The 14,102-nt window shown below is 70.2% G+C and carries 12 protein-coding genes; 1 reads left to right on the forward strand and 11 read right to left on the reverse strand.

The annotated features are described in order from the left end of the window. Window positions 1-43 precede the first annotated feature (43 nt). A complete protein-coding gene (locus AC0VYP_RS00655; protein WP_475472066.1) occupies window positions 44-2,944 on the reverse strand; it encodes an FAD-binding and (Fe-S)-binding domain-containing protein in 2,901 nt (966 codons plus the stop codon). Window positions 2,945-2,990: 46 nt separating this feature from the next. Here AC0VYP_RS00655 and AC0VYP_RS00660 point away from each other — a divergent pair, with 46 nt between their 5' ends. Further along, a complete protein-coding gene (locus AC0VYP_RS00660; RefSeq protein WP_285761321.1) occupies window positions 2,991-3,716 on the forward strand; it encodes a GntR family transcriptional regulator in 726 nt (241 codons plus the stop codon). Between the two features lie 9 nt (window positions 3,717-3,725). Here AC0VYP_RS00660 and AC0VYP_RS00665 read toward each other — a convergent pair whose 3' ends face one another. The 10 genes from AC0VYP_RS00665 to AC0VYP_RS00710 all read right to left on the reverse strand — a co-directional run bounded on the left by AC0VYP_RS00665 (window position 3,726) and on the right by AC0VYP_RS00710 (window position 14,047). After that, on the reverse strand, window positions 3,726-4,490 hold the full coding sequence (locus AC0VYP_RS00665; protein WP_285761320.1) for a sulfite exporter TauE/SafE family protein: 765 nt from the start codon (window positions 4,488-4,490) through the stop codon (window positions 3,726-3,728). 28 nt (window positions 4,491-4,518) lie between these two features. Further along, a complete protein-coding gene (locus AC0VYP_RS00670) occupies window positions 4,519-6,027 on the reverse strand; it encodes a tripartite tricarboxylate transporter permease (RefSeq protein WP_285761319.1) in 1,509 nt (502 codons plus the stop codon). Between the two features lie 58 nt (window positions 6,028-6,085). Continuing rightward, entirely contained in the window at window positions 6,086-6,631 is a 546-nt protein-coding gene (locus AC0VYP_RS00675) for a tripartite tricarboxylate transporter TctB family protein (protein ID WP_285761318.1), read from the reverse strand. Continuing rightward, window positions 6,628-7,626 (reverse strand): aminopeptidase, encoded by a 999-nt coding sequence (locus AC0VYP_RS00680; protein ID WP_285761317.1) that lies wholly within the window; start codon window positions 7,624-7,626, stop codon window positions 6,628-6,630. The genes AC0VYP_RS00675 and AC0VYP_RS00680 overlap by 4 nt, the downstream gene beginning before the upstream one ends. Window positions 7,627-7,636: 10 nt before the next feature. Beyond that, entirely contained in the window at window positions 7,637-9,076 is a 1,440-nt protein-coding gene (locus tag AC0VYP_RS00685; RefSeq protein WP_475472067.1) for an NAD(P)/FAD-dependent oxidoreductase, read from the reverse strand. 3 nt (window positions 9,077-9,079) lie between these two features. Continuing rightward, window positions 9,080-10,081: a tripartite tricarboxylate transporter substrate binding protein gene (locus tag AC0VYP_RS00690; RefSeq protein ID WP_285761315.1), complete on the reverse strand. Its 1,002-nt coding sequence runs from the start codon at window positions 10,079-10,081 to the stop codon at window positions 9,080-9,082. Between the two features lie 106 nt (window positions 10,082-10,187). Continuing rightward, complete coding sequence (locus AC0VYP_RS00695) at window positions 10,188-11,486, reverse strand: aspartate aminotransferase family protein (RefSeq protein ID WP_285761314.1); 1,299 nt, start codon at window positions 11,484-11,486, stop codon at window positions 10,188-10,190. Then, window positions 11,486-12,088 (reverse strand): gamma carbonic anhydrase family protein, encoded by a 603-nt coding sequence (locus tag AC0VYP_RS00700; protein WP_475472068.1) that lies wholly within the window; start codon window positions 12,086-12,088, stop codon window positions 11,486-11,488. The genes AC0VYP_RS00695 and AC0VYP_RS00700 overlap by 1 nt, the downstream gene beginning before the upstream one ends. Window positions 12,089-12,101: 13 nt before the next feature. Further along, window positions 12,102-12,863, reverse strand: a complete 762-nt coding sequence (locus AC0VYP_RS00705; RefSeq protein WP_285761312.1) for an enoyl-CoA hydratase/isomerase family protein — start codon at window positions 12,861-12,863, stop codon at window positions 12,102-12,104. Further along, the gene (locus AC0VYP_RS00710; protein WP_285761311.1) at window positions 12,860-14,047 is read right to left on the reverse strand and encodes a CaiB/BaiF CoA transferase family protein; all 1,188 of its coding nucleotides are present in this window, start codon (window positions 14,045-14,047) and stop codon (window positions 12,860-12,862) included. The genes AC0VYP_RS00705 and AC0VYP_RS00710 overlap by 4 nt, the downstream gene beginning before the upstream one ends. Window positions 14,048-14,102 lie beyond the last annotated feature (55 nt).

Raw genomic sequence — 14,102 nt, forward strand, 5'->3', positions numbered from 1 at the left:
ACCAGCGGACGGTGCGGTTCTCCCGGCCGGGCGATGACGTATGTCATGGCTTCCGACCTGTGGGTGATCGGTCGCGCCCGGTGTTTCCTGCGCCGTCGAGATGCTCTTTTAGCAACTGGGCCAGGTGGACGCCCTTCCGGTCGGTGAGGTCGGACAACTGGGTGCGGCAGGAGAAACCGTCGGCGAGGATCACCGTCTCGGGGGCGGCCGCTTCCACAGCGGGCAGCAGCTGTTGTCCGGCCACCGCCAGCGACACTTCGTAGTGCCCGCGCTCGACACCGAAGTTCCCGGCCAGGCCGCAGCAGCCGCCGAGCCTGCGTACCTCGGCCCCTGCCTCCTGGAGCAGTTCGGCATCGGGGCTCCAGCCCATGACGGCGTGGTGGTGGCAATGGGGCTGTGCGACCACGGACACCCCCTCCAAGCGGGGCGGACGCCAGTCGGGGTCGGCGCCCAGCAACTCGGCGAGGGTGCGCGTCGCGGCGGCCACCTCGGCTGCCGCCCCGCTGGCCAGCAGCTCGACGGCGTCACCGCGCAGCACCCCGGTGCACGACGGTTCGACGCCCACGATCGGCACGCCCTGTCGTGCCGGGCCGGCCAGAGCGTCAACGGCGGTTCCCAGGATGCGCCGTGCGGCCGTGAGCTGACCGGTGGAGATCCAGGTCAGGCCGCAGCAGACCTTTTGGTCGGTGATGGTGGGCGAGTACCCGGCGGCTTCCAGGACCAGGACCGTGGCCCGGCCCGCCTCGGGGGAGAAGTGGTCGGTGAAGCTGTCCACGAAGAGCACCACCGGCTTGCCGCCCTGCACCCGCTGGTCCGCCGTGTCGGCGAACCAGCGCCGGAACGTCCGGGGCGCGAATTCGGGCAGGGACCGTCGGGGATCGACCCCGGCCAGGCGCAGGGCCAGCGGTGCGATCCCCCGAACGCGGATGAGCCTGTTGACCAGGCGGGGGGCGATGCCGGCCAGCCTCGCCCAGCGAGGGAGCCAGCCCAAGGAGTAGTGCGCCGCCGGCCGCAGGCGGCGACGGTAGGACTGGTGCAGCACCTCGGCCTTGTAGGCGGCCATGTCGATCCCGGTGGGGCAGTCCGACGCGCACCCCTTGCAGGACAGGCACAGGTCGAGCGCCTCGTGTACCTCGGGGGAGCGCCAGCCACCGGTCACGGCGTCGCCGTTGACCATCTCCTGGAGGATGCGGGCCCGGCCCCGGGTGGAGTCCTTCTCCTCCCGGGTCGCCAGGTACGAGGGGCACATCACGCCGCCCGAGGCCGTGTTGTCGGCGCGGCACTTGCCCACCCCGGTGCAACGGTGCACGGCCTGCCCGAAATCCCCGCCGTCATGGGCGTAGGCCAACGCCAGCCCCGTACGCAACGGCGGGGCCTGGGCCACCCGAAGCCGGGCGTCAACGGGGTCAGGGTCCACGAGCACGCCGGGATTGAGCAGGTTCGCCGGATCAAGAATGCGTTTGACCTGGGCGAACAGTCCTATTACCTCCGGTGGGTACATGAGCGGGAGGAGTTCGCTCCTCGCCCGGCCGTCGCCGTGCTCCCCGGACAGGGAGCCGCCGTAGCGGGCGACGAGCCGTGCCGCGGCGGTGAGGAACTCCCGGAAACGTGCGGGGCCGCCGGGACGGTCCAGCGGGAAGTCCAGCCGCACGTGCACGCAGCCTTCCCCGAAGTGCCCGAAAGGCATTCCGGTGAGGCCGAAGTCCAGGAGCAGTTCGTCGAAGTCCTGGAGGTAGGCGCCCAGCACGGCCGGGGGGACGGCGGCGTCCTCCCAGCCGGCGTAGGCCGGCTTGCCGCTCTGGGCCCGCCCCGACAGCCCGGCGCCGTCCTCGCGGATGCGCCACAACGCACCCGCTCTGGCCGGATCGGTCACGATCATGTGGTCCAGGCAGTCCATGTCGGCGCGGAGCCGTTCTGCCGCGGACGCGGCCTCCTCGGCGGTGGAGCCGACCAGTTCGACGAAGAGCCATGCCCGCCCGTCGGGCAGCGGGGGAACGGAGCCGGGGCCGCGCCGTTCGCGCACGACGTTGACGATCCGCGAGTCGATCCCCTCACAGGCGGTCGGACGGTGCCCCAGCACGGCGGGCGCGGCCTCGCCCGCACTGGAGATGTCGGGGTAGCCCAGGACGACCATCACGCGGTGGGCGGGGTCGCGCACCAGACCGACGGTGGCCTCGGTGACGATCCCCAGGGTGCCCTCGCTGCCGACCAGCGCCCGCCCCAGGTCGAAACGGTTCTCGGGCAGCAGATGCTCCAGTGCGTACCCCGACACCTGGCGCCCGAAGGTCGCGAACGAGGTGCGGATCACGGCCAGGTTGTCACCGGTCAGCCTCCTGAGTGCCTCGACGGCCTGCTTCGCGCCCGTGGTCGTCGGGCGTCCGCCGGAGGGTGCCGTGGTCCGCAGGGTCTCGCCCGTGCCGGTGAGGAACCGCAGGCCCACCACGCTGTCGGAGGTGCGACCGTAGCCCAGGGTGCGCGCGCCGCAGGCGTTGTTGCCGATCATCCCGCCGATCGTGCACCGCGTGTGCGTGGAGGGGTCCGGGCCGAAGCGGAGTCCGACCCCGGTGGCCCGGCGTTGCAGGTCGGCGTGGATGGCTCCCGGCTCGACGCGGGCGGTGCGGGCTTCCGGATCGAGGTCGAGGACGCGGTTCATGTGCCGGCTGAAGTCCAGTACCACGCCCGGCCCCACGGCGTTGCCGGCCACGGAGGTTCCCGCGCCGCGAGAGGTGAGGGGGACTCCGAGTTCGGCGCAGGCGTGCAGAGTCGCGGCGACCTCGTCGGCGTCACGGGGCATGACCACCGCGGAGGGGAGGATCCGGTACAGCGAGGCGTCTGAGGAGTACGCCCCCAGCGTCAGGGAGTCGGTGCGCACCTCGCCGACTCCTAGGCGGCGCAGGGCCGACTCGATCTCCCGCGACCGGGGGGCGTGCTCTCTACTGGACATAAGTAGCATGTTACATGCGATGTGTCAGGGAGGATAGATTGACACGGTGACGTCTCCAGCGGACCGGCACCGCGCGATCCCCCGAAGAGCCTCGCTCACCGACGAGGTGGTCGCCGCCGTGCGTGAGGGTGTCCGTACCGGCGCCTACCTGCCCGGGGAGCTCTACTCCGTCTACCAGCTCGCCGAGCAGTTGGAGGTCTCGCGCAGCCCGGTCCGCGAGGCCCTGCTCCGGCTCGCGGAAGCCGGACTCGTCGCCTTCGAACGCAACCGCGGCTTTCGTATCGTGCTGCCCGACCCGCGCGACATAGCGGAGATCTTCGGGGTCCGACTCGCCCTCGAACTTCCCGCGGTGCGCAGGATCGCCGACCGACGCGACCCCGCTGTCCTGGCCGAGATCGACCACTGCGCGGCGGCCATGCGCGAGGCGGCCCGTTCCGGGGACCGGGCCGGGTTCTTCCGCGACGACCAGCGCCTGCACGAACTGATCCTGCGGGGTTCCGGCAACGCCCGGGCCGCTGCCATCGTGGGCTCGCTCCGCGACACCGTGCGACTGCTGGGTGCCTCCACCGCCGGACGATCGCGCACGCTCCAGGAGATCGAGACCGAGCACCGCCCGGTCGTCGAAGCACTGCGCGCCGGCGACCCAGGCGCGGCCGAGCAGGCCATGCGCGACCACCTCACCCGTACGGGACGGCTCCTGGTGGCGCAGGCGCTCGGCGATGCCGACCACACGGACGCGCTGGACCGGTTGTGGACCGAGGTCGTCGGCTGAGCCGACGGCTCACCCCGTCCACCACAGGTGGCCGGCCAGTCCCAGCCCGGCCGCTGCCACGCCCCCGCGCAGCAGGCGGTCGTCCACCCTGCGCACCACCGAGGGACCGATCCAGCTCCCCACGAAGCAGCCCAGGGCGAGGACACCCGCCACCGCCCAGTCAACCGGTGCCAGAAAGGCGAACACCGTCCCGGCGACGACGTTGGCCGCGCCCATCACCACGTTCTTCACCGCATTGCTCACCGCGATGGGCTCCACGGCCGACACCGACAACAGGGCGAGCATGATGATGCCCGCAGCCGCTCCGAAGTACCCGCCGTAGACCCCCAGCACCGCCGCACAGCACAGCAGGCTCCAGGTCGGCCGCCTTCCCGCGTCCGAGCGGGCCAGGAACGGGGCGAGGACCGACCGGAGGCGGTCGCGCGCCAGCAGCGACAGCGCCCCGATCGCGATCAGCCACGGCACGATCCGGGCGAAGACGGCCTCAGGGGTGGTGAGCAGCAGAACGGCCCCCACCGCGCCCCCGGCGCCCACGGCCAGGGAGACGATCGCGAGCCGCGGCCCCTGGCCCCGCAGCTCCGCGCGGGACCCGGCGACGGAGCCCGCCGTGGTGCTCAGGATCGCCACGGTGTTGGTGACCGTCGCGGCCACCGGCGCCAGACCGTAGGCCAGCAGCGCCGGGTAGCTCACCAGCGACGCCAGCCCGGCCACCGATCCGACCAGGCCGGCGCCCACCCCTGCCAGGATCAGGAACGCGAACGACCACGCGTCCACGACTCACCCCGTCCCCACCGTGCCCCGATCACTTCCTGAGCAGGGTCGGGTCCTCCTCGGCCTTCTGCATCCTGCGGATCTTGGACGCCCGCGACAGCAGGTAGACCAGGGTGACCACCAGCACGCCGAGCAGGCCCAGCGAGACGGGGCGCTCGACGAAGATCATCGCCCCGTCCATGGCCAGCGCCTGGCCCAGGCTCGACTCGATCTGCGGCGCGAGCAGGAACGTGATCAGCAGCGGCTCCCGGGGAAGGCCCAGGACCATGAAGACGTAGCCGACCAGGCCGAAGACCATCATCACCACGACGTCGAACAGGGAGTAGTTGATGGCGTAGGCGCCCACGAAGGAGAACAGGATGGCCGCGGCGAGCATGCGGGTGGCCGGGAGCTTGGACAGCATCGCCACGTACTTCAGCGACACCACCCCGACCAGCAACAGCACGAGGCTGCTCAGGATGAACACCAGGAACATCGCGTAGATGACCGGGCCGTGCTCCTGGAAGATGTTGGGCCCCGGAGAGATCCCCTGCACCAGCAGGGCGGCCAGCAGCACCGCGGTGATCGTGTCGCCAGGGATGCCGAAACTGAGCAGCGGGATCATGGACGGCCCGTTGACCGCGTTGTTCGCGGTCTCCGTCGCGGCCACGCCCTTGAGTGAACCCTTCCCGAACTCCTCCGGGGTCGAGGAGCGGCGGCGCTCATTGCTCCAGGCCAGGAAGGACGCCACGATCTGGTTCAGGGCGGGCAGCATCCCCACGGCGGTGCCGATGACCGTGGCCCGGCCCATCGTGGGAAGGGTCGAGACCAGTTCCTTGCGGGTCAGCCGCTCACCCATCGACGTGCCCGAGCTCATCGGCTTCAACGTGGTGGCCCGCCCCATCCGCAGCAGCTCCGCCACCGCGTACAGCCCCAGCACCATCGGGATGAAGTCGATGCCGCTGCTGAGCTCGATCCAGCCGAACGTCAGCCGGCTCGTGCCGTGGATCGGGTCGATGCCGATGGTGGCCAGCAGTAGTCCCAACCCGGCCGCCACGCACCCCTTTGTGAAGGAGCGCCCGCTCAGGAAGGCGATCAGCAGCAGGCCGAAGACCATCACGACCACCAACTCGGGCGGCCCCAGCTTCAACGCGACCGAGGCCACCAGCGACGCCAGGAAGATCGCGACGATGTTGGAGATGATGTCGCCGACCACCGACCCGTAGAGGGAGACCTCCAGGGCCTTGCGGGCCTTGCCCTGCTTGGCCAGCGGGTACCCGTCGAGGACGGTTGCGGCGGCGGCTCCCGTCCCCGGTGTGGACATCAGGATCGCCGGGATCGAACCGGAGTAGAAGGCCCCCTTCGTGATCGCGATCAGGAAGGGGATGCCCACGTGCGGCGGCAGGTAGAACGCGATCGGCAGCAGGACGGTCACCGCCATGGTGGCGGTGAGCCCCGGGATCGCGCCGACGAACATGCCGAGGACGATGCCGACGAACACGTACAGCCAGACCTGTGGATCCAGCGTGAGACTCAGTGCCTCGGTCAACAATTCGGCCATTGAGAATCGCCTCTAACCAGGGATCCCCCCGGAGCGCGCGAAAGGGCGCGGGGGTCGTTCAGAAGGGGAGGGCCAGGTACGGCGACCGTGCGAGCGGCACCTGGAGGAGGACTTCCATGCCGTAGTGCAGGAAGGCGACGTAGACGACCGCGCTGATCAGGATGAACGCCACACCCCGGTCGCGGTAGTAGAGCATCACGGCGATGTAGGTCAGGGCCGCGGCGGGCAGCAGCCCCAGCCAGCCCGCGGAGTAGGCCCCCACGAGCAGGATGGCGAAGACCGGAAGCACCTCCGGGAAGGGAGCCACCCCGCCCTCACCGTCCGGGGCCCGTTTGCGCAGCGCCTGGATGAGCCAGCCGAGAGAGGCGAGGCCGAGCACGGCGGCGGCCAGCAGGATCGCGCCGTGCGCGGGAAACGCCCCCGGCCGTGCGAGAGCGGACTGCGAGATGAGGGACTCGGCGCGCACGAGCAGGAAGACGGATCCGGCCAGGCACACCCCCGCGGTGATCCGCTCGAAGAGGAGACTTCCATGGGTCTGCTCGTCCGGCTCGCCGGCGCCCTCCCCCGCGATCTCCGGCGCCTCCCGGCCGTGCGCGGCCGTCACCGCTGGGACTCCGCGGCAGGGTCCAACAGGAAGACGCCGTCGGCGAAGACCTCGGAGCCGTCGATCGTGATCGTCGGCCGGTGGAAGACCATGTCGAGGTGGATCCCGGCGTTGATCATCTCGATGTCCAGGTCGGCAGGGGTGGAGCCCAGGGCGATGTGCGCCGTCCCATAGAGGGATTCGGCGCTGGTGACGTTGTCGATCAGCAGGGCGGAGTCGTTGAAGCCGATCCCGACCTCGGAGACGTTGTGGGCGTTGGCGTTGCCGGTCCCCTCCAGGAGGCCCCGTAGTTTCTCGGCCTCGGGCCCGCCCTCGATGCTCACCGCCCGTCCGTTCTCCACCTCGACGGTGATGGGGGTGTCGATCAGTCCCACGCCGACGCAGTAGGCGTCCACGACCACCCGGCCGCTGCTGCCGCCCGGTTTGGGGATCACCCCGCCTTCGAGGCAGGGGGGAGCGCCGAAGGTGGAGGGGGCATCGGCCAGGCCGGTGAGGGCACGACCGTTGCGGCCGACCAGGTCGAAGGTCATGTCGGTGCCGCCGGGCGCGGTGATGCGCATGGTCGAGCCGGCGGTGATGGCCTCCGAGAGCCGGACGATCCGGGGGGCGATGGCTTCGAAGTCGGCGTAGACGGCGCCGGGACCCTCCAGCATCTCGCGGTCGATGTCGCCGATGAAGAGGTAGCGCAGACCCGCACGCTGCGCGGACTGGCGGGCGATGCTGTGGTGGACGAACTCCGAGGTCAGTTCGATTGCCAGGTCGGCGCCGCGCATCCCCTTGGCGAGGATCTCCGGGGGCGACTGCCCGGGGCCGCTTCGGGCGGCCATGGTGGCCACGACGAGGTCGGCTCCCTCCTCGCGCACCGCCTGGGCGAATGCCTCGACGACCTCGGCGTCCATGCGGGTGTCGGTGATGATCAGGACTTCTTCGCCGGGCTTGATGCGTCCGCAGCCGATGAGCCGCCGGGCGCCTTCGAGTAGTCGTGCGTCACTCATATGGTCTCCTTCAGGGGTTGGGAACGGAGTCGGGTTTGCTGTTCACCCGGACCGGGACGAGCCCGGGCGGGGCGAGTTTGGACAGGGCGCGGGTCACGGGCCCGGGGGCGCGTCCCTGGTCCTCCAACTTCTCCTTGTGCTCCAGGACGGCGCCGATGGTGGTGCCGCCGATGTATTTGAAGGGCTCGGGAGGGTAGGTGCCGACGGGGCCCTTGGCGATACGACCGCTGCCCCACTCGTCGTCGAGGCCCAGTGCTCGCGAGGCCAGGATCTTTCCGGCGAGGTGGCTGGGGCCGACACCGTTGCCGGAGAACCCGACTCCGTACAGGACACGGCCGGTGCGGCCGAGCTGGCCGAAGAAGGGCAGCGAGCTGATCGACCGGTCGATCGGCCCCGTCCAACTGCGCACGACCGCGTCCCGGGACAGTTCGGGGTAGAGCTGGACCATCGTCTTGGTCACGGCCTCGGCACGGGCGGAGGCGCCGTTGAACTGTTTGCCGACGCGTCGTCCGAACCCGAAGTTCCCGCCGCCGTGGCCGAAGGCCAGCCGGCCGTCGGCGGTCGTGTGGTAGTAGTTCACGAGCATGCGGGAGTCCGACACCCCGATCCCGCCGCGCGGCCCCACGTGGGAGAGCTCCGGGGGCAGCGGGTCGGTCACCACCATGTCGCTGGTCACGACGATCAGTGCCTTGGCGATCCGGGGCTCGCGTGCCATCCAGGCGTTTGTGGCGAGGACGACCTTGTCGGCCCGGACGCTGCCGTGCGGGGTGCGCACCACCACCGTGCTGCCGTCCTGCCAGCCGGTCATGGGGGAGTGCTCGTAGATCCGCACCCCGCGTTCGATCGCCACCCGGCGCAGCCCGCGGGCGAGCAGCGCGGGCTGTACGGTTGCCGCGTCGCGCTCGAAGACCCCCCCGACGTGGGTGGGCGATCCGGCCGTCTCCGCGACCGTGGCGCTGTCCCAGGCGGCGAAGGGCGTGTACCCGTGCTCGCCGCTGACGCGTACGGCCTCGTCCCAGGCTCCGATCTGGGCCTGGTTCGTGGCCGCCCACAGCCATCCGTCACGCCGGTAGTGGGCGTCGATGCCGTTCTCTTCGCAGAACGCGCCGATCTCCAGGATGGACCGGGTGGAAGCGGCGGCCAGCCGGACGCCTTCGTCGGTGCCGAAGAGCTTGATCAGGGTGGCGAGCTTGGGCCACCAGCTCAACATGAACCCGCCGTTGCGACCGCTGGCGCCGCTGCCGCAGGTCTGGGCCTCGATCAGCGCGACGTCGGCCGAGGGGTTGACGGCCTTGATCCGCAGGGCCGTCCAGAGGCCCGTGTATCCTCCGCCGACGATGCACACGTCGGCGGAGATCGTTTCGGTCAGGGAGGGGGCGTCCGGTTCGGCGCCTGGTGTCGCCTGGTCGAGCCACCAGCTCAACTCGTTCGGCGGTCCGTGGAAAAGCACAGGTCAGCCCAATTCCTTCACTAGCGTGTCGAGAGCAGCGGCGTCGGTGGCGATGCGCTCTTGAAGTTCCGGGCCGGTCAGGAGTTCGACCTCCTCGCCGAGGCCCTCGATGATCGTGACGAACTCCTTGTTCTCGGCCAGTTCGGTGAAGTTCTGCTCCAGGACCTCCACGACCTCGTCCGGGGTGTCCTTGGGGGCGAAGACGGTGCGGAACATCGCCCACTCGACCTCGTAGCCCTCCTCGGTGAGGGTGGGGACGTCGGGGAGACCCTTGTGCCGTTCGGGCGAGGTGACCGCCAGCGCCTTGAGGCGGCCTTCCTCGATGTCCTTGGTCACCGCTGCGGGGAAGAGAGGGGCCATGTCCACGTCTTTGGCGAGCAGGGCACGGTAGGAGGTGCCGCCGCCGTCGAACGGCACGTGGTTGAGGTCGATCCCGGCCGCCTGGATGAACAGTTCGACGGGGATCTGGTCGGGCCCCAGGCCGGTGACCGATCCGTAGCTGAGCGCTCCGGGGTCGTCCTCGGCGGCCGTCACGAAATCCTCGACGGAGTCGTAGGGGCTGTCGCCGGGCACGACCAGGACGATCGGACTGTCGTTGATCTGGGCGACCGGGCGCAGGTCCTCCCAGGTGTAGGGCAGTTCCTCGACCATGGGGCGGGCGATCACACTGGTCTGGTCGCCCAGCAGCAGGGTGTAGCCGTCGGGCTTGGCCCGCTTGGCGACGTCGGAGGCCCCGACGCTGCCCGCACCGCCGGACTTGATCGAGACGGTCATCGGTTTGCCCAGGATGCCCTGGATCTCCGAACCGATGGCCCGGGCGTGCGCGTCGTGGGATCCGCCGGCGGCCCAGGGGTTGACCAGTTCGACGGGGCGGGTGGGGAAGTCGGCGCCTCCTGCACCCGCTCCGCCGGACGGCGCGCATCCGGCCAGGAGCAGGCTGGAGGCGGCCAGTGCGGCGAGTGCCGTGGCCGAGGTGCCGGGCTTCATGCGTCGGGGGCCTGACATGAGCTCTCCTTTGGGATGACCGGATAACCGTTTGGTCAGTTGGTCTTGATGTCGATGGTCAGACCAGAAATGTATTATGTGGCTACCGTCACATCAAGACATTTAACTAAAATCGTGCGGAAATGTCGCTGGCCAGCACAGATTCCACTCCAGAGCGGAACACGGACAGCGCGAAAGCCAACTCGTCGTCACTGACGGTGAGCGGCGGGATCAGTCGGATGACGTTGCGATCGGGGCCGCACGGCAGCAGCAGCAGGCCCTCGGACTCGGCGTGCGCGCGCAGCAGCGCCACCGTCTCGTGGTCGGGCACCCCCGACCCGTCCAAAAACTCCACCCCGATCATCAGTCCGGTCCCGCGCACGTCAACCACCCCCGGGTACGCCTCCAGGATCGTGCGCAACTCCTCCAGGAGTCGGTCGCCGACCTGGCGCGCTCTCGCGAGCAGCGGTTCGTCGAGCAGGTCCAGCACCGCCAGCGCCGCCGCGCACGACACGGGGTTGCCGCCGTAGGTCCCGCCGTGGGCGCCGGGGGGCCACTCCAGCATCAAGTCCTCACGGGCGACCACGGCGCTGAGCGGCATGCCGTTGGCGATCCCCTTGGCCAGGACCAGGACATCGGGGGTGATCCCGTAGTGCTCGTAGGCGAAGAGCCGCCCCGTGCGGCCGAACCCCGTCTGGATCTCGTCCAGGACCAGGGGGATGTCCAGTTCGGAGCAGCGTCGAGCCAGCTCGCGGAGGAACTCCACGGGAGCCGGGAGGTAGCCGCCCTCGCCCTGCACGGGCTCCACGACCACCGCCGCCACCTGTGAGGGGTCGGTGACCAGTTGGAGGTGTTCGTCGAACGCGCGCAGGCACTCGCGGACCTCCTCGGCCTCGGTCCGTCCGCTGCGAAACGCATAGGGGAAGGGCAGGTGCTGCACACTCGGCAGGGCCTCGCCGTAGCCGATCCGGTACTTGGCGCTGGACGTGCTCAACGACGTCGTCCCCAGCGTCCTGCCGTGGAATCCGCGGCGAAACGCGATCAGCCCGCCGCGACCCGTCGCCCGCATGCACATCTTCAGCGCGGACTCCACCGCCTCGGCTCCACTGTTGCTGAAGTAGGCCCGGTAACGACCGGGGACGGCCGCGACCAGACGCTCCGCCAGTTCGACATAGCTCGGGTAGTAGCTGACGTTGTGCCCGGCGTGTACGAGGGAGTCGAGTTGCTCCCGCACCCTGGACATGACGCCGGGATGGTTGTGGCCGACGTTGGTCACCCCCACGCCACAGGTCAGGTCAAGGTAGCGCCGTCCTGTCTCGGACCACACGTAGGAGCCCTCGGCCCGGGTGATCCCCAGACGGGTCACCCGCGACGCGGTGGGCGGCAGGACGGCGTCAGCGCGTTCGGCCAGTGAAGGGTCGGACATCACAGCTCCTCTCGGCCTTCTCCGCCATCGGGCGCCGCGGACCGCGGAACCGGACCGCGTGCGCGGGGGTCCACGGGCACGACGCGGCGGTGGCGGTCGGCCTTGTTGACGTATTCGTGCCAGGACTCGGTGATCAGCGCGCTCTCGGCGTCGCCGACCGGACGTCTGACGGTGGCGGGCATGCCCGCCACGAGCGAGCCGGGCGGCACCACCGTCCCTTCGCGCAGGAGGGCGCCGGCGGCCACGAGCGACCCGGCGCCGACCCGGCAGCCGTTCAACAGGACGGCACCCATCCCGATCAGGCAGTCCCGCTCCACCACGCACCCGTGCAGGACCGCGCGGTGGCCGACGGTGACGTTCTCCGCGATGTGCAGGGGGTACCCGGGATCGGCGTGCAGGACGGAGCCGTCCTGCACGTTGCTGTTCGCGCCGATCGTGATCGGCGCGTCGTCGCCGCGGACCACCGTGCCGTACCAGACGCTCGCGTGGGCGGCGAGGCGGACGTCGCCGATGACGGTCGCCCCGTGCGCGACCCACGCGCCCGGGTCGATCCGGGGGACCCGGTCCTCGAAGGCCAGCACCACCGCTCCCTGGACGTTCATCGCCTCTCCTCTCCTACCGGCCCTCGAACGACGGCCGGCGTTTCTGGAAAAACGACTCGATCGCGTGCTTGTGGTCCCAGGTGTTCTGGAGCGCGACGAAGTGGTCGATCTCCCGCTCCATGGCCTGCTCGTAATGCAGATCCGCAGCTTCCGCGAGCGCGGACTTGGCCCGTCGCACAGCCAAAGGAGCACGTGAGGCGATCTCCTGGGCGACCTCCAGTGCAGCGGCCCGGACATCGGCGCGGGGCGCGGTCCGGGTGACGACGCCCAACTCCCGGGCCTCGTCACCGGTAAAGGTGCGGCCGGTCAGGACGATGTCTTTGGCCGCTGCCAGCCCGACGAGGCGGACGAGGCGGGTGGTGCTCACGACGAGACCCACCTTGACCCCGGCCGCGCAGAACTTCGCGTCCGCGGCGGCCACCCTGATGTCGCAGGCCAGAGCCAGTTCGAAACCGCCGCCCATGCAGTGCCCGTTGACCGCGGCCACGACGGGGACCCCCAGGGCCTCGACATCGTCGTAGACCTGGTTGTCCTCGGCGATGAATCTGCGCACCGTCTCGGGGGTCAGTTCCTCTTCCTCGTTGAGGTCGGCACCCGCGCAGAAGGCGCGCTCGCCCGATCCGGTCAGGACCACGCAGCGGACGTCGGGGGCGAGCGCCAGACCGCTGAGGTGGCGGTGCAGGTCGGTGCGGGTTTCCTGGTCGATGATGTTGAGTGGGGGATTGTCGATCTCGACCACGGCGACCGCGCCCTCCCGGCGCAGGGAGGCGCTCATCGCAGCGCTCCCTCTGCGCGCAGCGTCTCGATGTCGCCGGGGGTCCGGCCGAGCTCGCGTGCGAGCTCGTCGGTGTGTTCGCCCAGGTCGGGGGCCGGACGGTAGATCTCGGCGGGGGTGTCGGAGAACTTCACGACCGGTCCCAGCGAGCGGGTCGTCCCCAGCCGGGGGTGCTCGATCTCCACCACCATGTCGCGTGCCCGGGCGTGCTGGTCCTCCAGGGCTTCGGGGACGCTGTAGATCGGGCCGGCCGGGATGCCGGCCTCTTCCAGGAGCGCCAACCAGTGCTCGCGGTCGTGCTCGACCATGCGCTTCTCGACCGCTTCGACCAGGTTCGGCAGGGATCGCAGCCGCTCGGCATTGGTGGCGTAGCGGGGGTCCTCGGCGAGCTCGGGAAGGCCGATGACCGCGCAGAAGGACGGCCAGTGCCGCGGCCCGTCGGCACCCACTGTGATGTGGCCGTCGGCGCACCGGAACGCCTGGTAGGGAGCGGAGAGCCGGTGGGCGGAGCCCGTGGGGCGAGGGGTACGGCCGGTGTAGAAGTACTCGGTCGCCTCCCACACGGAGAACCCGAGCCCCGTCTCCAGGAGGGAGGTGTCCACCCGCTGTCCCCTGCCGGTGCGCTCACGCGCGGCGAGAGCGGCGAGGATCCCGTAGACGGCGAACATGCCCGCCCCGAGGTCGGTGATCGGCGGTCCGCATTTGACCGGGGTCCCATCGGGCTCCCCTGTCACGCTCATCAGCCCGCTCATGCCCTGGGCGATGAGGTCGAAGCCGCCGCGCCTGGAGTAGGGCCCGGTCTGCCCGAAACCGGAGATCGAACAGTAGACGAGCCTGCTGTTGCGCTCGGCCAGTTCGTCGAAGTCCAGGCCCAATCGGGCGGCCACCCCCGGGCGGAAGTTCTCGACCAGGACGTCGGCGGTGGAGACCAGGTCCAGGACGAGCGCGCGACCGCCCTCGGACTTCAGGTCGGCCGAGATCGACCGCTTGTTGCGGTTGACGGTGAGGAACGCACCGCTGGTCGTGTCGTCCAGCTTGGGGTCCATGCCCCGGCTGATGTCGCCGTTCGCCGGCGACTCCACCTTGATGACGTCGGCGCCCAGATCCGCAAGCAGCATCGTGCAATACGGGCCCGCGAGCACCTGGCTAAAGTCCACGACTCTCACACCGGAGAGGGCTGCCATAGGAAATTCTCCCTTTTGGTCAGTTGGTCAGACCACATGCAGGACTGACCTATTG

This window comes from Nocardiopsis sp. iso_186, from assembly GCF_056173365.1.